Below are 22,438 nucleotides of genomic sequence, written 5' to 3'. Positions count from 1 at the left end.
ACCCAATGGCGCTCAGCTTTCTCAAAAAGGTCTTCACTTTCGGCAAGGACAAGCCGATCGAAGCCGAGCCCGCCGCCGTGCCTGCGGCTGATGCGGTTCTGGACGTCGCTGAATCGGCCTTCACGCCTGAAGAAACCCGGGCAATCAAAGCCGAGCTCGAGCCGCATTCGCGCACCGAGGACCTGCCCGTCGCCACCGACCCGGTGCTGGCGGAGGAGATGGACACCGGCGGCGGCCCCTCTGCCGACAGCGCCGATGCGCCGGAATTCGCGGCAGAGACCGCGGAAGAACAGGAACACGCACTTCTCCCCCCGACCGAACAGATCGGCGATCTTGGACTGATCCCGCTGTCGCTGCTGGAAGTGGAGGCCGAAGCGTCCGAGGTCGAGGAGAGCTTCGTACCTCCTTCTGTGCCGGAGCCTGCCCTCGGGCTTGCCGAAGGCACGACCCGGGAGGGACATCTCCCCCTAAAGGGGGAAGATCAGACGGAGGCCGCCGCTCCTTCACCGCAGCCTACTACGATTGACGAAACGCAGGAACTTTCCGCGAGTCCACTCTCCCCCCTTGAGGGGGAGATGCCTGGCAGGGCAGAGGGGGGGCAACCCGCCACGCTCTTCGAAGACAGAACCGAAATCGCGCCGCAAGCGATCTCCCCCCTCGAGGGGGAGATGCCCGGCAGGGCAGAGGGGGATAGCCCCTCGGCCGACACGACAGATGCGGCAGAAACGCAAGCAACGCCCATCCTCCCCAAGGGCTTCGCCGCCGGCGGCGCCGCCGTCGAAGCCCAGCCCGAAGCCCCCAAACAGAAACTCACCTGGTTCCAGCGCCTGCGCCAGGGCCTTGCCCGCACGTCGTCGCAGCTGACCGGCCAGATCACGGCCCTCTTCACCAAGCGCAAGCTCGACGACGAGACGCTGCAGGACCTCGAAGACCTCCTGATCCAGGCCGATCTCGGCGTCGAGACAGCGCTGCGCGTCACCGACACGCTGGCCTCGGAGCGCTACGGCAAGGACGTGACCGGCGAGGACGTCACCCGCATCATGGCGGCCGAGATCACCAAGGTTCTCGCCCCTGTCGCCAAGCCGCTGCAGCTTGATCTCTCCCACAAACCGCATGTCATCCTCGTCGTCGGCGTCAACGGCACCGGCAAGACGACGACGATCGGCAAGCTCGCCGCCAAGCTTTCGGGCGCCGGCCTCAAGGTCATGCTCGCTGCCGGCGACACATTCCGCGCGGCCGCGATCGAGCAGCTGAAGATCTGGGCCGAGCGCACCAAGTCCGACATCGTCTCCTCGAAACTCGGGGCGGATGCTGCGGGCCTTGCCTATGAGGCGTTCGAGCAAGCGAAACTGAAGAAGAGCGATGTGCTGATCATCGATACCGCCGGCCGCCTGCAGAACCGCGCCGAGCTGATGGCGGAACTCGAAAAGATCGTCCGCGTGCTCGGCAAGCTCGATCCCGACGCGCCGCACACCGTGCTGCAGACGCTCGACGCCACCACCGGCCAGAACGCACTGAGCCAGGTCGAGATCTTCCGCAATGTCGCCGGCGTCAACGGCCTGATCATGACCAAGCTCGACGGCACGGCGCGCGGGGGTATTCTCGTCGCCATCTCCGCCAAGCACAAGCTGCCGGTCTATTTCATTGGCGTCGGCGAAGGCGTCGATGACCTCGAGCCCTTCGAGGCCGGCGACTTTGCTCATGCGATTGCCGGCATTGCCCATTGATGCCACGCCGTGGGAAGCGTACATGGCGAGGCGAAGCGAACCAGGTTTGACCGATCCCATGAAATTCGAAAGCGATACGAGACCCACTGCCGAAGACCGGCACCACCCGATGCTGAAGCTCGCGCTTGAGCTCGGGCCGCTGCTCGTCTTCTTCTTCGCCAACCTGCGCGGCGAATGGCTGGCTGCCAATTTTCCGGTCCTGGCGACGCTCGGCGGGCCGCTGTTCATCGCCAGCGGGCTCTTTATGGCGGCGACGGTCGTTTCGCTCGTCGTTTCGAAGGTCGTGCTCGGCCACCTGCCGCTGATGCCCTTCGTCTCCGGCATCGTCGTCGTCGTCTTCGGCGGCCTCGGCATCTACCTGCAGGACGAGCTGTTCTTCAAGATGAAGCCGACCATCATCAACACGCTGTTCGGCGTGGTGCTGCTCGGCGGCCTTGCCTTCGGCAGATCGCTGCTTGGCTATGTCTTCAACGCCGCATTCCAGCTTGACGCCGAGGGCTGGCGCAAGCTGACCCTGCGCTGGGGCGTGTTCTTCCTGTTCCTCGCGATCCTCAACGAGATCGTCTGGCGCGGCGCCAATGCCTATTACCTGCCCGATGCCAAGGCCGCCGACGATTTCTGGGTCGCCTTCAAGGTCTGGGGCACCATGCCGATCACGCTTGCCTTCACCATGTTCCAGATGCCGCTGATCATGAAGCATTCGCTCAATCCGCCGGAAGAGGCCGGCAAGTGAGCGCCATCGACGCCCGCAACCCCGCTCAGCGGCAGGCCGTCTGGCTTGCCGCCTGCGCCGCCATCGTCGTCCTGCAGGCGGTCATCATGTGCTGGATGGGCCGCATCCCGATCTGCGAATGCGGCTATGTCAAGCTGTTCGAGCCGATCGCCAACGGCCCCGGCAATTCGCAGCATCTGGCGGACTGGTACACCCCCTCGCACATCATCCACGGCTTCCTGTTCTACGGCCTTGCCCATCTCGTGCTGCGCCGCAGGCCAATCGCCGCCGGGCTGCTTCTGGCGCTGGTGATCGAAGTCGGCTGGGAACTCCTGGAAAACTCGCCGATCATCATCGACCGCTACCGCGCCGCGACGATCTCGCTCGATTATTACGGCGACAGCATCCTGAATTCGGTGATGGACACCGTCTTCATGGCGCTCGGCTTCCTGTTTGCCTGGCGCGCGCCGGTCGCGGCCACCGTCGCCATCGCCATCTTCTTCGAGATTTTCACCGGCTGGCTGATCCGCGATAACCTGACCTTGAACGTGCTGATGCTGGTTTATCCACTGGAGGCCGTGAAGGCCTGGCAGTCGTCTCTTTGAGACGCACCTGCGAACGTTACGAAGCCAGTTCACCCAGCGGTCCCTCGTCCGACTGCATGTTTCGTTAGATCCTAGCCAATTCAAGGACAAAACATGCAGCAATTCAAAGTGCTACCGCGACCTTTGCGCGTCTGATAAGACGCGCGGCGCTGTAGGGTCACCCTCGCCCCCTCGGGTCATCCTCGGCCTCGAGCCGAGGATCCACCCCCGGCTCTATGTCAATAAGGAGGCCGGCCGTTGCGAGTGGATGCCGGGTCAAGCCTGGTCAGCCTGCCGTCGCCTTTTCGATCGCTGGAAAAAGCCCTTCCTTCAGGCTTTTCTCATCGAACGGTCCGACGCGCTTGTAGACGATCGTGCCGGAGGCGTCGACGAGGTAGGATTCCGGGATGCCGTAGACGCCCCAGTCGATTGCCGCCTTGCCGCGCGGATCGATGCCGATGGCGGAGAAGGGGTTGCCCAGTTCACCGAGGAACCTGAGCGCGTTGTCCGTCCGGTCCTTGTAGTTAATCCCGACCACCGTCAGGCGCGGGTCCTTCGCCAGCTCGAGGATGATCGGATTTTCCTCGCGGCACGGCAGGCACCAGGACGCCCAGACATTGACCAGCGTCAGCTTGCCCTTCACCGCCGCATCGTTGAGCGCCGGCATGGGGGCGCCCTTGAAGGTCGCGCCTTCGAGCGGCGGCAGGTCGAGCGACGGCGCCTTGGTGCCGATCAGCGCCGAGGGGATTTCGCTGATGTCGCGGCCGGAATCGAGCTGGCTCCAGAAAATCGCCGCGAGCCCCGCAAAAATCAAAAGCGGGAGAAGCGCAAGGACGATGCGCGTCTTGCCTGGCCGGGCGCCCTGCAGCTCGGTTGCCTCGTCGCTCATTGCGCCTCTCCACCTTGGGCCGAACGGCGGCGGATGCCGGCCTTCTCCAGCGCCTGCAATTCGCGGCGGCGCGCGCGTCCGTCGGTCCAGACCCAGAGGATCAGCGCCACCACCGTAAGGGCGGCGGTGCCATAGCTTGCGGCGACATAGGCGGTATGGGTCATCATGTCAGGCCTCCCGGCCAGCGGCGCGCGCCGCCTGGCGGCGCATCGAGGTCACCCGGCGACGCCAGATCTCGTTGCGCATCGCGGCGATATGCAGCGCGAAGAACAGAAGCGTGAAGGCAACCGCCATCACCAGCAGCGGCCACAGGAATTCCGGATCGATCGCCGACCCGCCGAGCCTGAGCACGCTTGCCGGCTGATGCAATGTGTTCCACCATTCGACCGAGAACTTGATGATCGGGATATTGACGAAGCCGACGAGGATCAGGATGGCCGATACCTTCGCCGCCTTGCCCGGATCGTCCATCGCCCGGTTGAGCGCGATCAGCCCGAGATACATCAGGAACAGCACGAAGACCGAGGTCAGCCGCGCGTCCCAGACCCACCATGTCCCCCACATCGGCTTGCCCCAGAGCGAACCGGTGACGAGAGCGAGAAAGGTAAAGCTGGCGCCGATGGGCGCTGCGGCGCGGGCGGAAACATCGGCAAGCGGATGCCGCCAGACCAGAGTTCCAAGCGCCGAGACCGCCATCACCGTGTAGCACATCATCGACAGCCATGCGGCAGGCACATGCACGTACATGATGCGCACCGTCTCGCCCTGCTGGTAATCGCCCTCGGTGGTGAAGGAAAGATAGAGGCCGATTGCAAACAGCACGACGGTCAACCCGACAAGCCACGGCAGCACGCGCCCCGCCAGGCCCAAAAACCGTGTCGGATTGGCGAGATCGCTGAATTTGCGGATGCTGAGGCTGTTTTCGCTCATGATGGTTCTTTAACGCCGAAGGACCTTCTCTTCAATGAATACCATGCGATCACAATTGCGTCAGAGCGCCACGCGTTCAATGAACGCGTAAAAGGTCGCTCGATCTTTAATTCTAGAGCATTTTATCCGCCCTTCTACAAAAGGGCGGAATGCTCTAGTCCGACGCGGCCCTCAGCGCCAGTGCCGCCGAAAGCGGCCCGATGACGGCAAAGAAAAGCGTGATCGCGATCAATATCAGGAAGGGCGGCAGGAAGGGCGCCGGATCCTCGACCGCCGCATAGGCCGCGCTGACCCCGAAGATCAGGACCGGAACGGTGAGCGGCAGCACCAGGATCGACACCAGCAGACCGCCGCGCGGCAGCGTCACGGCGACCGCCGCACCGGCCGCGCCGATGAGGGTGATTGCAGGCGTGCCGGCAAGCAGCGTCAGCATGGTCGCACCGATCGCAAGCTCTTTCATGTTCATGAACAGCCCCAGCAGCGGCGAGGCGATCACCAACGGCAAGCCGGTCGCCGTCCAGTGCGCCAGGCACTTCATCAGCACCGTCAGCACCAGCGGCGTCTCCTGCATCAGCATCAGGTCCAGCGAGCCATCCTCGCGCTCCGCCTGGAACAGACGGTCGAGCCCGAGAAGCGATGCGAGCAGCGCGCCGATCCACAGGATCGCCGGGCCGATCCGCGACAAAAGATTGAGGTCGGGACCGACGGCGAACGGCACGACGGCGACGACGGTCATGAAGAACAACACACCGATCAACGCCCCGCCGCCGGCGCGCATGGCAAGTTTGAGGTCGCGGAGGAAGAGGGAGGTCATGCGCAGGCTCCCGCATCGTCGGCGAAAGCCCCCCTCATCCGGCCCTTCGGGCCACCTTCTCCCCGCTGGGGAGAAGAGGGTGTCTGCGGCACGCCCACTGAGAAACAGACACCTCGCGTCTCAACGAAGCATTGAATTCGAAGGAGCCGCGGCGCGTTCCCTCTTCTCCCCAGCGGGGAGAAGGTGGCCCGAAGGGCCGGATGAGGGGGCACCCCACGGCAAGAGGACAGCGGCATCAATGACCTACCTCTCCCGCAACACCCGCAAACCCCGTCATCCGCAATTCCCTCGCCTCCACCCCCAACGGCTGGTGCGTTGCCGCGACGACAATGCCGCCCGCGCCGAGATGCCGGGTCACCAACGTCGCAAACAGCCGGTCGGCGCTTGCATCGAGCGCCGCCGTCGGCTCGTCGAGCAGCCAGATCGGGCGATAGGCGACAAGCAGCTTGGCCATCGCCATGCGCCGCTGCTGGCCGGCCGAGAGATAGCCGAAAGGCAGGTGCGAAATACCGCCGAGGCCGAGCGCCTCGGCGGCCTCCTCGATGCCGATACCGGCCCCGCCGGGCGAATCACCCATGAAGGATTTCCAGAAGGAAAGATTCTCCTCGACGGTCAGTTCGCGCTTCATTGCATTGCGATGGCCGAGGTAGTGGCAGAACTCGCGGGGATGGCCGATTTCAGACGAGATTCCGTCAAGCAGCACCCTGCCCGATTGCGCCGCCAGCAGCCCCGCCAGAACGCGCAAAAGGGTCGACTTTCCCGAGCCGTTCGGACCCGTCACCACGAGGGCCTCGCCGGCTGTCAAAACAAACGAAATATCGTGGAAAATCAGGTCCTCGCCGCGCTTCGCACTGAGGCCTTCGACGAGGAGGCTGATCGGCATTCACATTCCTTTTACGACGTTCGTCGCAACGCAAAAAAATTGTCTCAAATTGGTCGCACACGGTCTGGCACGTTCCGGAGAAATTATCTATAACCGCCCCAACACGCCAGCGGTCGGCGTGAATTTCATCCTAGCGCCGAACATGGAATGATTTCCACGTACGGACAGCGGAAATGGCCGTACCCGCATCCCATATCGCGCATCAAATGCGCTCGGGCGTTCGTACGTCACTTTGGCGATCAAACGGAACGGGGTATCCAGTGTCCAAATCCCTTGACAGTTTCAATTGTCGGTCGACGCTTTCGGTCAACGGCACAGACTATGTCTATTACAGCCTGCCGAAAGCCGAAGAAAACGGCCTCGCCGGCGTTTCCAAGCTCCCCTATTCGATGAAGGTTCTGCTTGAGAACCTGCTGCGCTTCGAAGACGGCCGCTCGGTCACGAAGGAAAACATCCTTGCCGTCGCCGAATGGCTGACCAACAAGGGTCTCGTCGAAAACGAAATCGCCTATCGCCCGGCGCGCGTGCTGATGCAGGACTTCACCGGCGTTCCTGCCGTGGTCGATCTCGCAGCCATGCGCGACGCGATGGTGTCGCTCGGCGGTGATCCGGAAAAGATCAACCCGCTCGTTCCCGTCGACCTCGTCATCGACCATTCCGTCATCGTCGACGAATTCGGCACGCCGACCGCCTTTGCCAAGAATGTCGAGCTCGAATACGCGCGCAACGGCGAGCGCTACCGCTTCCTGAAATGGGGCCAGCAGGCCTTCAAGAATTTCCGAGTCGTTCCGCCCGGCACCGGCATCTGTCACCAGGTCAACCTCGAATATCTCGGCCAGACCGTCTGGACGAAGGAAGAAAACGGCGAGATCACCGCCTACCCGGATACCTGTGTCGGCACCGACAGCCACACGACCATGATCAATGGTCTCGGCGTTCTCGGCTGGGGCGTGGGCGGCATCGAGGCTGAAGCGGCCATGCTCGGCCAGCCGGTTTCGATGCTGCTGCCGGAGGTCATCGGCTTCAAGCTGACCGGCAAGCTCAAGGAAGGCGTCACCGCCACCGACCTCGTGCTGATGGTCGTACAGATGCTGCGCAAGAAGGGCGTGGTTTCGAAGTTCGTCGAATTCTTCGGTTCCGGCCTCGACAACATGACGCTCGCCGACCGCGCCACGATCGGCAACATGGGCCCGGAATACGGCGCGACCTGCGGCTTCTTCCCCGTCGATGCCGAAACCATCAACTACCTCACCATGTCCGGCCGCGAAGAGCAGCGTATCGCTCTCGTCGAAGCCTATTCGAAGGCGCAAGGCATGTGGCGCGAAGGCGACGGCTCCGACCTCGTCTTCACCGACACGCTCGAACTCGACCTCGGCGACGTGGTTCCCGCCATGGCTGGTCCGAAGCGTCCGGAAGGCCGCATCCCGCTCGAAAACATCGCTTCGGGCTTCGCAACCTCGCTCGAAAACGACTACAAGAAGCCGGGACAGCTGGAAAACCGCTACGCAGTCGAAGGCACGGATTTCGATCTCGGCCATGGCGACGTGGCGATTGCCGCCATCACCTCCTGCACCAACACGTCGAACCCCTCGGTGCTGATCGCCGCCGGCCTTCTCGCCCGCAACGCCGTTGCCAAGGGCCTGAAGTCGGCACCTTGGGTGAAGACCTCGCTCGCACCGGGATCCCAGGTCGTCGGCGAATATCTCGCCAAGTCCGGCCTGCAGGAATCACTTGATGCGCTCGGCTTCAACCTCGTCGGCTTCGGCTGCACGACCTGCATCGGCAATTCCGGCCCGCTGCCGGCACCAATCTCGAAGACCATCAACGAGAAGGGCCTGATCGTGTCCGGCGTTCTCTCGGGCAACCGCAACTTCGAAGGCCGCATCTCGCCGGACGTCCAGGCGAACTATCTCGCCTCACCGCCTCTGGTCGTGGCTTACGCGCTCGCCGGCACCGTCAAAAAAGATCTGACGACCGAGCCGCTCGGTATCGGCAGCGACGGCAACCCGGTGTTCCTCAAGGACATCTGGCCGACCTCGCAGGAAATCCAGGAATTCATCCTGAAATACGTTACCCGCGCACTCTACGCATCGAAATATGCCGACGTGTTCAAGGGCGACGCCAACTGGCAGGCAGTTCAGGTTCCGGCAGGCCAGACCTATGCCTGGGACGACAACTCGACCTACGTGCAAAACCCGCCCTACTTCGTCGGCATGGGCAAGACCGGTTCGGGTATTTCCGATATCAAGGGCGCGCGCGTGCTTGGCCTGTTCGGCGACAAGATCACCACCGACCACATCTCGCCGGCCGGGTCGATCAAGGCGGCGTCTCCGGCCGGTGCGTACCTCATCGGCCATGGCGTCAGCGTTGCCGACTTCAACCAGTACGGCACGCGCCGCGGCAACCACGAAGTGATGATGCGCGGCACCTTTGCCAACATCCGCATCCGCAACCACATGATGGGACCGAACGGCAAGGAAGGCGGCTATACGATCCACTATCCTTCGAAGGAAGAGATGTCGATCTATGACGCGGCCATGAAGTACAAGGAAGAGGGCGTTCCGTTGGTCATCTTCGCCGGCGTCGAATATGGCAACGGCTCGTCGCGCGACTGGGCGGCGAAGGGCACCAACCTGCTCGGCGTAAAAGCCGTGATCGCCCAGTCCTTCGAGCGTATTCACCGCTCCAACCTCGTCGGCATGGGCGTCGTGCCCTTCGTCTTCGAGCAAGGCACGACCTGGGAATCGCTCGGCCTGAAGGGTGACGAGATCGTCGATATCGACGGGTTGACCAATGTCCAGCCGCGCGAAAAGCGGGTCGCCAGGATCAGCTACAGCGACGGTTCGGTGAAGGAAGTCCCTCTCATCTGCCGTATCGATACGCTCGATGAAGTTACCTACATGAACAATGGCGGCATCCTGCAGACCGTTTTGCGCGACCTCGCCGCTTAAATCCATCCGGGTGAAAACCAGGGGCCGGGGCTGCAAAACCCCGGCCTTTTTGCGTCTCGTGCACTCAGCGCCTTCAATGTCGTTCGCCTCACTCCAACGTGACTTTCTGTTGAAAGGCGAGCGGCGTATGAAAGGCTTCGATTGCTTCGCAGCTCCCCGCATCCTTTGAAATGGAACGATGCCCGATGCCTGGATCCCCTAACCTTCGCCGCATCATGCTCGCCTGTGGCCTCGGCCTGATGGCGTTGCCGGTGATAGCCGGCGAGCCGGCCGGTGTCGTCGAACTGTTCACGAGCCAGGGCTGTTCTTCCTGCCCCCCGGCGGATGCGGCGTTGAAAAAACTGATCGATGACGGCAAGGTCGTGGCGCTTTCCTATCACGTCGACTATTGGAACTATCTCGGCTGGGCCGATACGCTCGCCACCAAGGACAACACCGCCCGGCAATACGCCTATGCCCGGATGCTCGGCCGCAGCGGCGTCTACACACCCCAGGCCATCCTCAACGGACGCGACCATATCAACGGCGCCGATCTCGACGGCATCAACCGGCGACTGACGGAAATGCGTGAAAAGGGCAAGGGTCTGACCGTTCCGGTCAATGCCACCGTGCGCAAGGACGAGGTGGACATCAATGTCGGTGCCGGCGACGGCAAGGCCAACGTGGTCGTCGTCTATTTCAACCGCGAGCAACTGGTTGACGTGAAGAAGGGTGAGAACAGCGGCAGGACGATTTCCTACTGGCATTCCGTGCGCGATGTCCAGACGATCGGCATGTGGGACGGCAACCCCGCCAATTTCGTGCTGCCGGCCTCCGTTCTCAGTGAAGGCGACAATGACGGCTGCGCGGTGCTGCTGCAGAAGATGAAGGACAATGAAACGCCCGGCGCCATCCTCGGCGCGACGACCGTCATGGCGGACAGCGCCGCCAACTGATCCGTGACGGGTCAGGATGCTGGTTCGGCCCGGCAGCATCGAGGGGCTGGGGCTGAGGGTTCGAAGATACCGGACCGAACCGACCAGGCTTCTTGGCAACGGGCGCTGCCAGAAAACGTGGCGTTTGGAGTGGCCGCGCCCGAGGGGCGCTGATGGCCAACCACTCCAACACTGCTCCCGCTCGAAAAACGCATCCCTCGAGCAGACAGCAGACCGGACAATCGGGAGGACTCCCCATGTCGGCGAGCGCGAGTGTCGTTTCGAAATGGGGCGCGGTTTTGACTGAAATGCGGCATACAGAAAAAAGTCTCTGGCAAACCGGTGCGGCTTGCGGCTTGCATTTCAGCGCGGGTCAGGCAAACTGTAACCGTCCTGTCACAATAAAGGCCGGGGTAAAGATGACCGATCAGCCGGATTTGCCGCAAGGCGAGACCCGTTCCGAAAGGCAGCCAACCTCCAATGTGGTTGTCCACCTGCACGAATACCGCAGCAGCAGCCAGGATCCGCCTCCCATCACCTTCCACCGCAGGGAACTCGATCTGATCCTTAAGGTCTATGGCCGCATGGTCGGCGAAGGCGAGTGGCGCGACTATGCGATGGACCACCTGCGCGACCGGGCGGTGTTCTCGGTGTTCAAGCGTTCAGGCGAGATGGCGCTCTTCAGGATTGAGAAAAACCCGAAGCTGGCAGCCAAGCAGGGTGCCTACAGCGTCGTCAATACACACGGCATGATCCTGAAGCGCGGCCATGACCTGCAGCAGGTCTTGAAAGTCTTCGACAAGATGCTGAGGCTGATCGAAACCTGATTCAGCCGCGATAGAGCGTGTCCGGATAGACGCCGGGCTGCGGATCGGTCGTCACGCCGTCGCCGAGCGGCAGTTGCATGATGATCGTATCGAGCCAGCGGCCGTGCTTGAAGCCGGTCGCCTTCATCAATCCGCCATGCTCGAAGCCGGCCGCGCGATGGACCGCTACCGAAGCCGGATGCGCGCCGCCGATGACGGCGACCATCTGGCGGAAGCCGAGTTCCGTGCAGCGCCGGATGAGTTCGGCAAGCAGAGCCTTACCCACGCCCTGCCCCCGCGCCTGCGGCGCCAGATAGATCGAATCCTCGACCAGGAAACGATAGGCCGGCCGTGTCCGGAACGCAGATGCATAGGCATAGCCGAGCAGGACGCCATCCGGAGCGACCGCGGCGATATAGGGGTAACCATTGCTGGTGATCGCTGAGAAACGCGACGCCATTTCCGCTTCCGCCGGGGGCGTCATCTCATAGGAGGCAACACCGTTCAGCACCGATTCCCGGTAAATATCGGTGATGGCCGGAATGTCGGAAAGGGTGGCGTCGCGCAGGGTGAAAGACATCGGCAGGCCTGATTGGATAAAACAACTCGTCCTTCATACCGGGATAGAGCAATCAGGCAAGCGCCAAACGTCGCGGAGCAGGCAACAAAAAAGGCGGCCGAGGCCGCCTTTTTCGATTGTCTCAGGGTTCCGGTTATTCGCGGTTTCCAAGGAAACGCAGCAGGAACAGGAACAGGTTGATGAAGTCGAGGTAGAGCGTCAGGGCGCCCATGATGGCCTTGCGGCCGGCGACTTCGGCACCGTCTGCTTCGAAGTACATTTCCTTGATCTTCTGGGTATCCCAGGCGGTCAGGCCGGCGAAGATCAGAACGCCGATGACGGAGATCGCAAAATCAAGCGCGGACGAGCCGAGGAAGATGTTGACGATCGAGGCGATGATCAGGCCGAACAGACCCATGATCAGGAACGAGCCCATGCCGGAAAGGTCACGCTTGGTGGTATAGCCGTAGAGCGACAGACCGCCGAACGAAGCAGCCGTGACGAAGAACGTCTGGACGATGCTCTGGCCGGTATAGATCAGGAAGATCGACGACAGCGAAAGACCCATCAGGCCCGCATAGACCCAGAAGGTGGTCTGCGCGGCGGACACGCTCATGGAGTTGATGCGGAAGCTCATGTAGAACACCAGAGCCAACGGCGCGAGCATGACGACCCACTTCAGTGGGCTCACATAGATCGCCTGACCGAAGGCGGTCAGCTGTCCGTCCGCAAATGCGAATTGGAACGCAGCGAAGGCGGCGATACCGGTGATCGCCAGACCAAGGGCCATCAGGTTGTACACCTTGAGCATATAGGTGCGCAGACCTTCATCGATTACGGCCCCCGCCTGCGCACCAGTCTGCGCCGTCCGGGTTTGGTAGTTTCTAAGATCAGCCATTGTTTCCTCTTATAAGCCCCGGTTAAGTTTACGGTGTCAGGCAACGAGGGCGCATCATTCAAGATGCCGGCTACTCGGCCCAGGCGCCGCTGCGGGGCTCCAGCATGCCTTGGTAGAATATGATGTCGAAATATGACTTGCACAAGACCGGCAGGGCTGCGAATCGTTCGAAAAGCCGCTGCGAACGCCTTTTGCGCCATGGCTTTAACGGTTAACTGGCCGATCAGAGTTCCCGCAGCACCGGCGCAGCCTTCTGACCGAGCACCCGCCAGGTACCGGCAAGGCCGAAACCGACCGTGACGACCAGCGCCACAGCCATCGTCGCCAGGGCGACATCCGGCAGGAAGGACGAGGGCAAGGTCATGACCCGGCTCACCACGTACCAGGCCGCCACGCCGCCGGCGAACAGCGCGAAGACGGCCGTGGACAGGCCGAGCATCGCGTATTCGTAGCAGAAGGCACGGATCAGTGTCGAACGTGTCGCCCCGAGCGTCTTCAGGACGACGGCATCGTGGGTGCGGGCCCGGTTGCCGGCGGCAAGAGCGCCGGCCAGCACCAGAACAGAGGCCATCAGCGCCACGGCGGCGGCGGCGCGGATTGCCGTCGCGAGCTGCCCCAGCAGTTGATTGATGATATCGAGCGCATCCTTGACGCGCACGCTGGTGATCGTCGGATAGGCATTCGTCACCGCCTTCAGCGCTGCCGCCTCATCGGCCGCCGTGGCGTTGGGATCGATAACCGTGGCGAGCCAGGCATGCGGAGCGCCGGCAAAGGTGTTCGGCGAGAAGACCATGACGAAATTGATCGACAGGGATTCCCATTCCACCTTGCGGAAATTGGCGATCCGGGCCGTGACGTTACGGCCGAGCACGTTGACGGTGACCGTATCGCCGAGCTTCAGGCCGAGTTCGCCGGCTTCCTCCGCCGAAAACGAGACGAGCGGCTCGCCGGAATAGTCCGGCGCCCACCAGCTGCCCTGCGTCAGAGACGAATTTTCCGGTCGGTTCTCGGCATAGGTGATGCCCCGGTCGCCGCGCAGCACCCATTGTCCGCCCGGCGGCACGGTCATCTTGCTGACATCCTGCCCGTTGAACGCAAGGATGCGGCCACGCAGCATCGGCACTTCGACGATCTTGCCCTCGGGCAGGCTTTTCTGCAGCAGCGAGCGGAACCCCTCCACCTCGGCACCCTGAATATCGACGAAAAAGAAGTTCGGCGCCCGCTCCGGCAGGCTGCCGGTGAGCTCGCGCCGCAGATTGCCGTCGATCAGCGCCAGCGTGACGAGAAGTGCAAGCCCGAGACCGAGCGACAGGACCACCGACGGCGTCAGCGCGCCGGGACGATGGATATTGCCGATGGCGAGCCGAAAGGCCGGCGAGCTGACACGCGGCGCCCGGCGGGCAAGCACGGCGACGAGAACGGCGACGCCGCGCAGCACGATAAAGGCGAAGGCGATGGCACCGAGGAAGGTGAGGGAAATCCGCCGGTCATAGGCGGTCAGGATGGCAAGGCCGGCAAGCGCTGCAAGGCAGAGAGCGGCGGCAAGCAGATAGGGCCAGGACGGCAGGCGCGACCGTTCGAAGCTCTGCTCGCGGAAGAGCGCGGTCGCCGGCACTTCGCGGGCGTGGCCGAGCGGCAGGATGGCAAAGGCGAGCGCCGTCAGAAGGCCGAACATGGCGGCAAGGCCAAGCGCTTGCGGGTAGAGCTGGAACGCAGTCGACACCGGCAGCATGTTTGCCAGGAATTGAGCGGCGACGAAGGGGATAAGTGCACCGAGCACGAGGCCGACGACGATGCCGATCAAGGCGATCATCAGGATCTGTATGAGATAGATGGCGGTGACCATCGCGGCGGGCGCGCCGACGCATTTGAACGTTGCTATGACGCCGCGCTTGGAATCGAGGTAGGAGCGCACCGCATTGGCAACGCCGACGCCGCCGACGATCAGCGCGGTCAGGCCGACGAGGGTCAGGAACTGCGAGAAGCGGGTGATGTTGGCCGTCAGCGCCGGCGCCGCGTTCTGGCTGGTGCGAATCGACCAGCCGGCCTGCGGGAATTTCTCCTCGGCCTGTCGGCGCAAGGCGGGAACGCTGGAGGGATCATCCACTTTCACCTTGTAGACATGCTCGACCAGGCTTCCCGTCTGTACCAGGCCGGAGGCAGCAAGCGCGTCTGCTGACAAGAGCAGGCGCGGCGCAAAGCCGAACCCGTCCGACAAGGCGTCCGGTTCGCGCACGATCAGGCCGGAAATCCGGATGCGGGCCGTGCCGAGCAGGATTTCGTCGCCGGTCTCGATGCCGAGCCGTTCCAGAAGCAACGGGGCTGCCAGCGCATCATGGACATCGCCATGACTGGCCAGAAGCTCGCCGAGCGGTGCCGCCGGCTCGCTTTCGAGCTTGCCGTAAAGCGGATAGGCGCCATCGACCGCCTTCAGCTCGACGAGCGCCTGGTTGGAGCCATCGGGCAGCCTTGCCATGGAGCGCAGGCTGGCGGATACCGCGACCGTCCCCATGTCGTCGACGAAGGCCTTTTCCTCTGGCGTCGCGACGCGGTTGTTGAGTTCGAAGCGGATATCGCCGGCGAGCAGCTCGCGGCCCTGGCTGGCGATCGAGCTGGTGATCGACTGCGACAGCGAATTAACGCCGGCAATCGCCGCCGTGCCGAGCGCAACGCAAGCGAGAAAAATGTAGAAACCTTTCAGGCCGCCGCGCATTTCCCGCAGCGCCAGGCGAAAGGCGAGCCCAGGACGAAAACCGTTGGCAGCACGGCCCGTCATGCGGAAACCGCCTTCGACAGCGATGCGGCAAGAGCCGGGTCATGACCCGAGCCGGAAACGATCTCACCAGAGCGAACCCGCACCTGGCGCGAGCAGCGGGCGGCAAGCGAGGCATCATGGGTCACGAGGACCAGCGTCATGTCGCGCTCGGCCTGCTTGGAGAAGATGAGATCGGCCACCTGGCGGCCGGTTTCGGCATCGAGATTGCCGGTGGGCTCGTCGGCGATCAGCAGTTTCGGCGCCGGCGCCAGGGCGCGCGCGATCGCCACGCGCTGCTGCTCGCCGCCGGAGAGCTGGCCGGGATAATGCGACAGCCGCTCCCCGAGGCCGACGGAGGCGAGCTCGTGACGAGCGATTTCAAAGGCGTTGCGGACATTGGCAAGCTCGAGCGGCACGGCGACATTTTCGAGCGCCGTCATGTTCGGGATGAGGTGGAAGGATTGGAAGACGATGCCGATATTGCGGCCGCGGAATTCCGCCACCCGGTCTTCGCTCAAGCCGTGCAGCGGCGTGCCGTCGATGATGATTTCACCGCTGTCGAGACGCTCCAGACCGGCAAGAACCATCAGCAGCGTCGACTTGCCGGAGCCCGAGGGACCGACGATGCCGACAGACTCACCGGCTCCGATGGTCAGGTCCATTCCCTTCAGCACATGAACGGACGCGGCGGCCTGGCCGAGTGTCAGATCCGCATTTTTCAGTTCGATCATGGTTTTTGCCAAGGGAAACTGTCCTATATTCAGGATATGGGAATTGCCGGAGCGGCTGATGTTGTACCGATTTAAGGGCGCATTCATGCGAATAAAAGGTTTGATGGTTTTTTTGTTGGCGATCACGGCAATTGTGATCACCTCGATCCCGGCCCGTTCCGCCACGCTCAATCTCGTCGGCTTTGGCGACAGCCTGATGGCAGGCTACCAATTGCCGCCGGAAGACGCCTTTCCCGCCCGTCTGGAAAAGGCCCTGCGCGCGAAGGGCCATGACGTGACGATCGCCAATGCCGGCGTTTCCGGCGACACGACCTCGGGCGGGCTGGCGCGGATCGACTGGTCGGTGCCGGACGGCACCAAGGGCGTGATCCTCGAACTCGGCGCCAACGACGCGCTGCGCGGCATCCCGCCCGAAGAAAGCCGCAAGAACCTGATAGCCATGATCGAGAAGCTTAAATCGCGCGGCATCCCGGTTCTCCTGGTCGGCATGCTGGCGCCGCCGAACATGGGCGACGACTATGCGAGCCGGTTCAATCCGATCTATCCGGAGCTCGCCAGGGCCTATGGTGCGGAACTCTATCCGTTTTTTCTTGACGGCGTCGTGGAGAATGCGAAGCTGAAGATCGAGGATGGCATGCATCCGAACGGCGACGGCATCGGCGTCATGGTCGAGCGCTTCCTGCCGGTCGCCGAACGCTTCGTACAATCGCTTTCAACGGGAGGCTGAGGAACAAAACAAACAATCTCTTGTTCAACGACTGATAATTGAGTTGGATAAATATTGCAGGTGCGAAATTATAGTTGCGTGCAGATGTCAAGCGTGATTCGCTGACGATATCTGCCAGAGATTCGGGGAGCTCGTTATGCCGAGACTTTTCACCGCCCTCGAGATTCCGCGTAATGCCGCAATGAGCCTTTCATTGTTACGTGGTGGTCTTCCCGGTGCCCGTTGGATCGATGTGGAGAATTACCACATCACACTCCGCTTCATCGGTGACGTCGACAACCGGACCGCAGACGAGATCGTCGACCGGCTTGACCGCATCGAACGCCCGGAATTCCAGCTGCAGCTGACCGGCACCGGCGCCTTCGGTTCGAAGAAGCCGCATTCCGTCTGGGCCGGGGTCAGCAACCCGCCGGAACTTTATGCCCTCCAGGCCGAAATCGAGCGTATCTGCCAGAGGCTGGGCCTTCCGGCCGACCCGCGCAAGTTCACGCCGCATGTGACGCTCGCGCGGCTGCGCTCGTCGCGGGTCGAGGACGTCGTCGGGTACCTGTCAGGACGCGGCGGCTTCTACACCAACCCCTTCACCGTCTCGCGCTTCGTGCTCCTCTCGTCGCGCGATTCGATCGGCGGCGGCCCCTACATCACCGAGGAGGTCTTCCCGCTCTACGAGCCGATTTCTTCCAGCCTGCCGATCAGCGAAGAGCAGCCTTCGAAGAGCATGCTGTAGACGGCATCGAAGCCTTCCGGGCCTCCATAATAGGGGTCGGGCACGTCGCGCTCGACGCCCAGCGTATAGCCGAGGAAGAGATGCAGCTTGTGCTGCGCGGCCGGCGGTGCGAGCGCGCGCAGCGTCGCCAGATTGTTCCGGTCCATTGCAAAGATCAGATCGAAGGCCGCAAAATCGCCGGCATCGATCTTGCGGCCGCGCTGGCCGGCAATATCGACGCCGTGGCGCCGTGCGACCGCAATCGAGCGAGGATCCGGCAGGTCACCGATGTGCCAGCCGCCGGTTCCGGCGGAATCGATATCGACGGGGTAACCCAGCGACAGATGCCGCAGAATGCCTTCGGCCAGCGGCGAACGGCAGATATTGCCGAGACAGACAAAGAGAATTCTGACAGGTTTCATGCTATCCAACCGGCAGGAGAAAAATTGAACCTATCCAAGGCTGTCGCGTTGTGAAACCGCAATGTTGCCGTCACAAAAGGGGATCGTCATGAAACAGGAAAAGCTCAGCCCGGAGACCGTTACCGAGAACCTGCACAAGATGGAGGGCTGGGTGCTTGCTGAAGATGGCCTTTCGATCTGGAAGACCTTCCGGTTCAGGAGCTTTGTCGAAGCCTTCGGCTTCATGAGCGAATGCGCGCTTGCGGCGGAGAAGTTCGGCCATCACCCCGAATGGTTCAATGTCTACAACAAGGTGGACGTGACGCTGACCACCCATGATACGGGCGGGCTGACCGAACTGGACTTCAAGCTCGCCGGCAGAATGGACCGCGCGGCAGCCGGGCGCATGCCCGACCATATGAAGGAAGCCCATTTGAAATAGGCGCCCCGCTCACCCATATGCTTTTCCATGAAGGACGAGACGAAGAAGATGGATGACGTCAAGATCGGCGAGATTCTGCTGCCTGGCGAGGAGAGCGAGCAGGAGGCAAAGGCCCGCAAGGTCGAGCGCCGGTTCTGGCCGACTCTCAAGCGCGCGATGCGGCAGGTGCCGTTCAGCCGCGACCTCGTTGCCGCCTATTATTGCGCCATGGACCCGGCGACGCCGATGCGCACCCGCGGCATCCTTCTTGGCGCGCTCGCCTATTTCGTCTTGCCGTTCGATTTCATTCCGGACGTTCTGGCCATGGTCGGCTTTTCGGATGACATCGCCGTGCTGACGGCCGCTTTTGCCGCGATCAGCGGCCAGATCAAGGAACAGCACTACGTAAGGGCGGACGAGGCCTTGCAGGACAGACTGCCCGACTGAGCCGCTCGCGCGCCTGACGAAATGCCGGCCTGCTACCCGCCCTGCTCCCCATGTTTTCTGGCTAACTTCTGCCAGACACGAGGCTTTTTTCGAAGGTCAAACTCTTGCCTGATTCTTTATGACATAAACGCGCGTCGGGCACGTTTTGGCTGATGGGCAAAGGCTCAGCAAGCCACGCGCGCACGGCAGACGGAATTCGGCAGTTCTCGCCGGGAACCGTTCCCTGGATTTTCGCAAAACCGTGAAGCAACCGGGCTGGCATCGTTCGGGCGCGCCCTGGCTGGCCGGAAGATCTTGCAAAGCCGGACGTGAAGCAGGATTTGCGTCGCAATGTGTTCCGTATTAAAGCGGGTGCGCAGTGAATTCAGAGAATGTTGACGGTTTGGTAACCTGAATTAAGTCAAAATAAATCAAATCATGACCATGCGTTGCCCGGCTGATGCTGATCGGGCACCGGCGCCCAAGAAACCGGCAGGACAAGATGTTTGTAAGAAAGCTCATCACCGCACTCGCACTCGTGACGGCGTTGGCCGGCGTGGCCTCGGCCCAGTCGCCGACCCGTATCCAGCAGTTCAATGCCTGGGGTGCCTATTCCTATACCTCCGGTTCCAGCAAGGTCTGCTACGTTCTTTCGGTACCGAAGGAAAAGAGCCCGGCCAATGTCGACCATGGCGATATCTTCTTCCTCGTGTCGCAGCGTCCGGGCCAGAACATCTCCTACGAGCCGCAGGCCATGATGGGCTATCCGCTGCAGGAGAATTCGAAGGTGACCGTCACCATCGACGCCAAGGATTTCGTGATGTTCACCAAGGGCAATTCCGCCTGGGTCGAGAATGCCGCCGAAGAGCCGGCGCTCGTCGCCGCGATGAAATCCGGCAAGGCCATGTCGGTTGCCGCAAAATCGCGCAAGGGCACGCCGACGGCCTACTCCTATTCCCTGTCGGGCATTTCGGCCGCGCTGAAGCAGATCGAAGGCTGCAAGTAAGGGGTTTCGCACCTGCTGAACGTTTAAAAAGGCCGGCTTGCCGGCCTTTTGCCGTTGAGGTTCGTGTTTTCGCAGATCTACCCTGATATGCGGGAGGGTGACGACGGGCGAAAACCATGCTAAAGGCCCGCTCCAACATGGCTGCGCGGACGCCCGACGATCCCAGAACGCGGCAACCGAACTCTGATCTCAGTAATTTACGCATTGATGCAAGCGAAAGCGCTTGAACGGTCCTTGCGTATCTCGGACACAGGAACTGGCGAGAATGGCCGCGACTGAAGCACTCAATCTGGACCACCCCTTGAAGGCGCCGATCCGCCCGGCCATGGCGGCCGAAATGCCGTCGCTGATCGGCCTCTCGCGCGAGGACATGGGTACGGCCCTGCTCGAGATCGGCGTTCCGCAGAAGCAGGTGAAGATGCGGGTGAGCCAGCTCTGGCACTGGCTCTATGTACGCGGCGTCTCCGACTTCGACCACATGACCAATGTGTCGAAGGACATGCGCGAGATGCTGAAGAAGCATTTCACCATCGCCCGGCCGGAAATCGTCGAGGAGCAGATCTCGACCGACGGCACCCGCAAGTGGCTGTTGCGCTTCCCCCCGCGCGGCGCCGGTCGGCCCGTCGAGATCGAGACCGTCTACATTCCCGAGGAAGGCCGCGGCACGCTGTGTATATCGAGCCAGGTCGGTTGCACGCTCACCTGTTCCTTCTGCCACACCGGCACGCAGAAGCTGGTGCGCAACCTGACGGCCGAGGAAATCCTGGCGCAGCTTCTGCTGGCCCGCGACCGGCTGGGCGATTTCCCCGACCGTGATACGCCGGCCGGCGCCATCGTGCCCGCCGAGGGCCGCAAGGTCTCCAACGTCGTCATGATGGGCATGGGCGAGCCGCTCTACAATTTCGAAAACGTCAAGACGGCGCTTCTGATCGCCACCGACGGGGATGGGCTCTCGCTGTCGAAGCGGCGCGTGACGCTCTCGACCTCCGGCATCGTTCCGGAAATCCACCGCACCGGCGCAGAGCTCGGCGTCATGCTGGCGATCTCGCTGCATGCCGTGCGCGACGACCTGCGCGACATGCTGGTGCCGATCAACAAGAAATATCCGCTGAAGGACCTGCTCGATGCCTGCCGCGCCTATCCCGGCCTGTCGAACGCGCGCCGCATCACCTTCGAATATGTGATGCTCGAGGGCGTCAACGATTCGCTTGAAGATGCCAAGGAACTGGTGCGGCTCCTGAAGGGCATTCCCGCCAAGATCAACCTCATCCCCTTCAATCCCTGGCCCGGCACGAACTACCAGTGTTCCTCCTGGGAGCACATCGAACAATTTGCCGACTTCATCAACGCCGCCGGCTACGCCTCGCCGATCCGCACGCCCCGTGGCCGCGACATTCTCGCCGCCTGCGGCCAGCTGAAATCCGAATCCGAGCGCATGCGCAAGGTCGACCGCATGGCCTTCGAGGCCATGATGATCGCCAATCACGGCGAGGATTGATCAGCAAATTTGATGAATGCCGGTCTCCAATTCGATTGATTTAGCCTGTCGCGCTTCCTAAAGAAGGCCAAAAATCAGTCCCGGAGGATACCCATGCGCTCAATCCTGCTTGCTCTCGCAGCAACCGTCGCCCTTGCCCTTCCCGCCCGGGCAGACGAAGTGACCGTCGCCGTCACCGCCATCGTCGAACACCCTGCGCTCGATGCCGTGCGTGACGGTGTCAAGGAAGCACTGGCCGGCGCCGGCTACAAGGAAGGCGAAAACCTCAAGTTCCTCTATGAGTCCGCCCAGGGCAATCCGGCGACGGCAGCACAGATCGCCCGCCAGTTCGCCGGCGAAGGACCGGACGTCATCGTTCCGATCTCGACGCCCTCGGCGCAGGCGGTGGTCTCCTCGACGCGCGACATTCCGGTCGTCTTCACCGCCGTGTCCGATCCGCTCGGCGCGCAGCTCGTGAACGACATGGACAAGCCGGGCGGCAACGTCACCGGTCTCTCCGATTTGTCGCCGGTTGCCGAGCATGTCGCGCTTATCAAGGAAATCCTGCCGAACGTGAAATCGATCGGCTATCTCTACAATTCCGGCGAGGCGAACTCGGTGTCGCTGCTCGCCGTTCTGAAGACGCAAGCCGAGAAGGCCGGCCTGGCCGTCGTCGAATCCGCCGCGACGAAGTCCGCTGAAGTCCAGGGCGCCGCTCGCGCCCTCGTCGGTCGCGCCGACGTCATCTATATCCCGACCGACAACACCATCATCTCGGCGCTCGAAGGTGCTGTCGCCGTCGCCGAGGAAGCCAAGCTGCCGCTCTTCACGGCCGATACGGACTCCGTTTCCCGCGGCGCGGTCGCTGCTCTCGGCTTCAACTACCATGATGTCGGCAAGCAGACTGGCGATGTCGTCGTGCGTGTCCTCAAGGGTGAAAACCCGGGCGATATCGCCGTCAAGGTCGCGGCCGGCACCGATCTCGTCATCAACAAGGCTGCCGCCTCGAAGATGGGCGTGACCTTCCCCGAAAGCGTGCTCGGCCGCGCCACGCGCGTCATCGAATAGGCGCGCATCGCCTCACGCCTGGCACAATCGGATTGATTTCGAACCGCCCACCT

Annotated in this window: 23 protein-coding genes; 13 read left to right on the top strand and 10 right to left on the bottom strand. The window is 62.4% G+C overall.

What is annotated here, in order from left to right; translation table 11 throughout:
• The first annotated feature begins 5 nt into the window (after positions 1-5).
• Genes ftsY through JNB71_RS20440 form a run of 3 tightly spaced genes read left to right on the top strand, consistent with a single transcriptional unit; the run spans position 6 to position 3,044 of the window.
• A complete protein-coding gene (gene ftsY / locus JNB71_RS20450; protein WP_220373617.1) occupies positions 6-1,727 on the top strand; it encodes a signal recognition particle-docking protein FtsY in 1,722 nt (573 codons plus the stop codon).
• A 58-nt stretch (positions 1,728-1,785) separates the two neighbouring features.
• Entirely contained in the window at positions 1,786-2,460 is a 675-nt protein-coding gene (locus JNB71_RS20445; protein WP_220373694.1) for a septation protein A, read from the top strand.
• Complete coding sequence (locus JNB71_RS20440; RefSeq protein WP_220373616.1) at positions 2,457-3,044, top strand: DUF2585 family protein; 588 nt, start codon at positions 2,457-2,459, stop codon at positions 3,042-3,044. Before JNB71_RS20445 ends, JNB71_RS20440 begins: the two co-directional genes overlap by 4 nt.
• A 265-nt stretch (positions 3,045-3,309) precedes the next feature.
• Here JNB71_RS20440 and JNB71_RS20435 read toward each other — a convergent pair whose 3' ends face one another.
• The 5 genes from JNB71_RS20435 to ccmA form a co-directional block, all read right to left on the bottom strand.
• Complete coding sequence (locus JNB71_RS20435) at positions 3,310-3,912, bottom strand: DsbE family thiol:disulfide interchange protein (protein WP_220373615.1); 603 nt, start codon at positions 3,910-3,912, stop codon at positions 3,310-3,312.
• A complete protein-coding gene (gene ccmD / locus JNB71_RS20430) occupies positions 3,909-4,079 on the bottom strand; it encodes a heme exporter protein CcmD (protein WP_220373614.1) in 171 nt (56 codons plus the stop codon). Before ccmD ends, JNB71_RS20435 begins: the two co-directional genes overlap by 4 nt.
• 1 nt (position 4,080) lies before the next feature.
• Entirely contained in the window at positions 4,081-4,842 is a 762-nt protein-coding gene (locus JNB71_RS20425) for a heme ABC transporter permease (protein ID WP_220373613.1), read from the bottom strand.
• Between the two features lie 154 nt (positions 4,843-4,996).
• Complete coding sequence (ccmB, locus tag JNB71_RS20420) at positions 4,997-5,656, bottom strand: heme exporter protein CcmB (RefSeq protein ID WP_220373612.1); 660 nt, start codon at positions 5,654-5,656, stop codon at positions 4,997-4,999.
• 235 nt (positions 5,657-5,891) lie between these two features.
• Positions 5,892-6,533, bottom strand: a complete 642-nt coding sequence (ccmA, locus tag JNB71_RS20415) for a heme ABC exporter ATP-binding protein CcmA (RefSeq protein WP_220373693.1) — start codon at positions 6,531-6,533, stop codon at positions 5,892-5,894.
• A gap of 266 nt (positions 6,534-6,799) precedes the next feature.
• Here ccmA and acnA point away from each other — a divergent pair, with 266 nt between their 5' ends.
• The 3 genes from acnA to JNB71_RS20400 all read left to right on the top strand — a co-directional run bounded on the left by acnA (position 6,800) and on the right by JNB71_RS20400 (position 11,231).
• Positions 6,800-9,490 (top strand): aconitate hydratase AcnA, encoded by a 2,691-nt coding sequence (gene acnA / locus JNB71_RS20410; RefSeq protein WP_220373611.1) that lies wholly within the window; start codon positions 6,800-6,802, stop codon positions 9,488-9,490.
• Between the two features lie 185 nt (positions 9,491-9,675).
• Positions 9,676-10,425 carry a DUF1223 domain-containing protein gene (locus JNB71_RS20405; protein WP_431029431.1) on the top strand — a complete coding sequence of 250 codons (750 nt, stop codon included), beginning with the start codon at positions 9,676-9,678 and terminating at the stop codon, positions 10,423-10,425.
• A 398-nt stretch (positions 10,426-10,823) separates the two neighbouring features.
• On the top strand, positions 10,824-11,231 hold the full coding sequence (locus JNB71_RS20400) for a DUF2794 domain-containing protein (protein ID WP_220373691.1): 408 nt from the start codon (positions 10,824-10,826) through the stop codon (positions 11,229-11,231).
• A gap of 1 nt (position 11,232) precedes the next feature.
• Here the strand turns inward: JNB71_RS20400 and JNB71_RS20395 are convergent, their stop codons facing one another.
• The 4 genes from JNB71_RS20395 to JNB71_RS20380 form a co-directional block, all read right to left on the bottom strand.
• Entirely contained in the window at positions 11,233-11,790 is a 558-nt protein-coding gene (locus JNB71_RS20395) for a GNAT family N-acetyltransferase (RefSeq protein ID WP_220373610.1), read from the bottom strand.
• A 133-nt stretch (positions 11,791-11,923) separates the two neighbouring features.
• Positions 11,924-12,667, bottom strand: a complete 744-nt coding sequence (locus tag JNB71_RS20390) for a Bax inhibitor-1/YccA family protein (protein ID WP_220373609.1) — start codon at positions 12,665-12,667, stop codon at positions 11,924-11,926.
• Positions 12,668-12,890: 223 nt separating this feature from the next.
• Positions 12,891-15,443, bottom strand: a complete 2,553-nt coding sequence (locus JNB71_RS20385; RefSeq protein ID WP_220373608.1) for an ABC transporter permease — start codon at positions 15,441-15,443, stop codon at positions 12,891-12,893.
• Positions 15,440-16,165: an ABC transporter ATP-binding protein gene (locus tag JNB71_RS20380; protein ID WP_220373607.1), complete on the bottom strand. Its 726-nt coding sequence runs from the start codon at positions 16,163-16,165 to the stop codon at positions 15,440-15,442. Before JNB71_RS20380 ends, JNB71_RS20385 begins: the two co-directional genes overlap by 4 nt.
• 73 nt (positions 16,166-16,238) lie before the next feature.
• Here JNB71_RS20380 and JNB71_RS20375 point away from each other — a divergent pair, with 73 nt between their 5' ends.
• Both JNB71_RS20375 and thpR read left to right on the top strand, forming a co-directional pair.
• The gene (locus JNB71_RS20375; protein WP_220373690.1) at positions 16,239-16,880 is read left to right on the top strand and encodes an arylesterase; all 642 of its coding nucleotides are present in this window, start codon (positions 16,239-16,241) and stop codon (positions 16,878-16,880) included.
• Positions 16,881-17,016: 136 nt separating this feature from the next.
• The gene (gene thpR, locus JNB71_RS20370) at positions 17,017-17,607 is read left to right on the top strand and encodes an RNA 2',3'-cyclic phosphodiesterase (RefSeq protein WP_018328537.1); all 591 of its coding nucleotides are present in this window, start codon (positions 17,017-17,019) and stop codon (positions 17,605-17,607) included.
• Here thpR and JNB71_RS20365 read toward each other — a convergent pair.
• Positions 17,544-18,008 (bottom strand): low molecular weight protein-tyrosine-phosphatase, encoded by a 465-nt coding sequence (locus tag JNB71_RS20365; protein WP_220373606.1) that lies wholly within the window; start codon positions 18,006-18,008, stop codon positions 17,544-17,546. The genes thpR and JNB71_RS20365 overlap by 64 nt on opposite strands.
• A gap of 88 nt (positions 18,009-18,096) precedes the next feature.
• Between JNB71_RS20365 and JNB71_RS20360 the strand changes: the two genes are divergently transcribed.
• From JNB71_RS20360 to JNB71_RS20340, 5 genes are all read left to right on the top strand, one after another.
• Complete coding sequence (locus JNB71_RS20360) at positions 18,097-18,429, top strand: 4a-hydroxytetrahydrobiopterin dehydratase (RefSeq protein ID WP_220373605.1); 333 nt, start codon at positions 18,097-18,099, stop codon at positions 18,427-18,429.
• A 48-nt stretch (positions 18,430-18,477) separates the two neighbouring features.
• A complete protein-coding gene (locus tag JNB71_RS20355; protein ID WP_220373689.1) occupies positions 18,478-18,855 on the top strand; it encodes a YkvA family protein in 378 nt (125 codons plus the stop codon).
• 481 nt (positions 18,856-19,336) lie between these two features.
• Positions 19,337-19,840 carry an invasion associated locus B family protein gene (locus tag JNB71_RS20350; RefSeq protein ID WP_220373604.1) on the top strand — a complete coding sequence of 168 codons (504 nt, stop codon included), beginning with the start codon at positions 19,337-19,339 and terminating at the stop codon, positions 19,838-19,840.
• Between the two features lie 325 nt (positions 19,841-20,165).
• Positions 20,166-21,338 (top strand): 23S rRNA (adenine(2503)-C(2))-methyltransferase RlmN, encoded by a 1,173-nt coding sequence (gene rlmN, locus JNB71_RS20345; protein ID WP_223215936.1) that lies wholly within the window; start codon positions 20,166-20,168, stop codon positions 21,336-21,338.
• Positions 21,339-21,431: 93 nt separating this feature from the next.
• Positions 21,432-22,385: an ABC transporter substrate-binding protein gene (locus tag JNB71_RS20340; protein ID WP_220373602.1), complete on the top strand. Its 954-nt coding sequence runs from the start codon at positions 21,432-21,434 to the stop codon at positions 22,383-22,385.
• The last annotated feature ends 53 nt before the right edge of the window (positions 22,386-22,438 follow it).

Origin of the sequence: Rhizobium herbae (assembly GCF_019511375.1) — a bacterium.
GTDB lineage: Bacteria > Pseudomonadota > Alphaproteobacteria > Rhizobiales > Rhizobiaceae > Pararhizobium > Pararhizobium herbae_A.
Note: the sequence above shows the minus strand (reverse complement) of the source record. Positions and strands in the feature narration are given on the sequence as shown.

Excerpts from the sequence above, each read along its gene's own strand:
- ftsY (WP_220373617.1), top strand. The coding sequence starts at position 6 with ATGGCGCTCAGCTTTCTCAAAAAGGTCTTCACTTTCGGCAAGGACAAG.
- JNB71_RS20445 (WP_220373694.1), top strand. The coding sequence starts at position 1,786 with ATGAAATTCGAAAGCGATACGAGACCCACTGCCGAAGACCGGCACCAC.
- JNB71_RS20435 (WP_220373615.1), bottom strand. The coding sequence starts at position 3,912 with ATGAGCGACGAGGCAACCGAGCTGCAGGGCGCCCGGCCAGGCAAGACG.
- ccmD (WP_220373614.1), bottom strand. The coding sequence starts at position 4,079 with ATGATGACCCATACCGCCTATGTCGCCGCAAGCTATGGCACCGCCGCC.
- JNB71_RS20425 (WP_220373613.1), bottom strand. The coding sequence starts at position 4,842 with ATGAGCGAAAACAGCCTCAGCATCCGCAAATTCAGCGATCTCGCCAAT.
- ccmB (WP_220373612.1), bottom strand. The coding sequence starts at position 5,656 with ATGACCTCCCTCTTCCTCCGCGACCTCAAACTTGCCATGCGCGCCGGC.
- JNB71_RS20405 (WP_431029431.1), top strand. The coding sequence starts at position 9,676 with ATGCCTGGATCCCCTAACCTTCGCCGCATCATGCTCGCCTGTGGCCTC.
- JNB71_RS20400 (WP_220373691.1), top strand. The coding sequence starts at position 10,824 with ATGACCGATCAGCCGGATTTGCCGCAAGGCGAGACCCGTTCCGAAAGG.
- JNB71_RS20395 (WP_220373610.1), bottom strand. The coding sequence starts at position 11,790 with ATGTCTTTCACCCTGCGCGACGCCACCCTTTCCGACATTCCGGCCATC.
- JNB71_RS20390 (WP_220373609.1), bottom strand. The coding sequence starts at position 12,667 with ATGGCTGATCTTAGAAACTACCAAACCCGGACGGCGCAGACTGGTGCG.
- JNB71_RS20385 (WP_220373608.1), bottom strand. The coding sequence starts at position 15,443 with ATGACGGGCCGTGCTGCCAACGGTTTTCGTCCTGGGCTCGCCTTTCGC.
- JNB71_RS20375 (WP_220373690.1), top strand. The coding sequence starts at position 16,239 with ATGCGAATAAAAGGTTTGATGGTTTTTTTGTTGGCGATCACGGCAATT.
- thpR (WP_018328537.1), top strand. The coding sequence starts at position 17,017 with ATGCCGAGACTTTTCACCGCCCTCGAGATTCCGCGTAATGCCGCAATG.
- JNB71_RS20365 (WP_220373606.1), bottom strand. The coding sequence starts at position 18,008 with ATGAAACCTGTCAGAATTCTCTTTGTCTGTCTCGGCAATATCTGCCGT.
- JNB71_RS20360 (WP_220373605.1), top strand. The coding sequence starts at position 18,097 with ATGAAACAGGAAAAGCTCAGCCCGGAGACCGTTACCGAGAACCTGCAC.
- JNB71_RS20355 (WP_220373689.1), top strand. The coding sequence starts at position 18,478 with ATGGATGACGTCAAGATCGGCGAGATTCTGCTGCCTGGCGAGGAGAGC.
- JNB71_RS20350 (WP_220373604.1), top strand. The coding sequence starts at position 19,337 with ATGTTTGTAAGAAAGCTCATCACCGCACTCGCACTCGTGACGGCGTTG.
- rlmN (WP_223215936.1), top strand. The coding sequence starts at position 20,166 with ATGGCGGCCGAAATGCCGTCGCTGATCGGCCTCTCGCGCGAGGACATG.
- JNB71_RS20340 (WP_220373602.1), top strand. The coding sequence starts at position 21,432 with ATGCGCTCAATCCTGCTTGCTCTCGCAGCAACCGTCGCCCTTGCCCTT.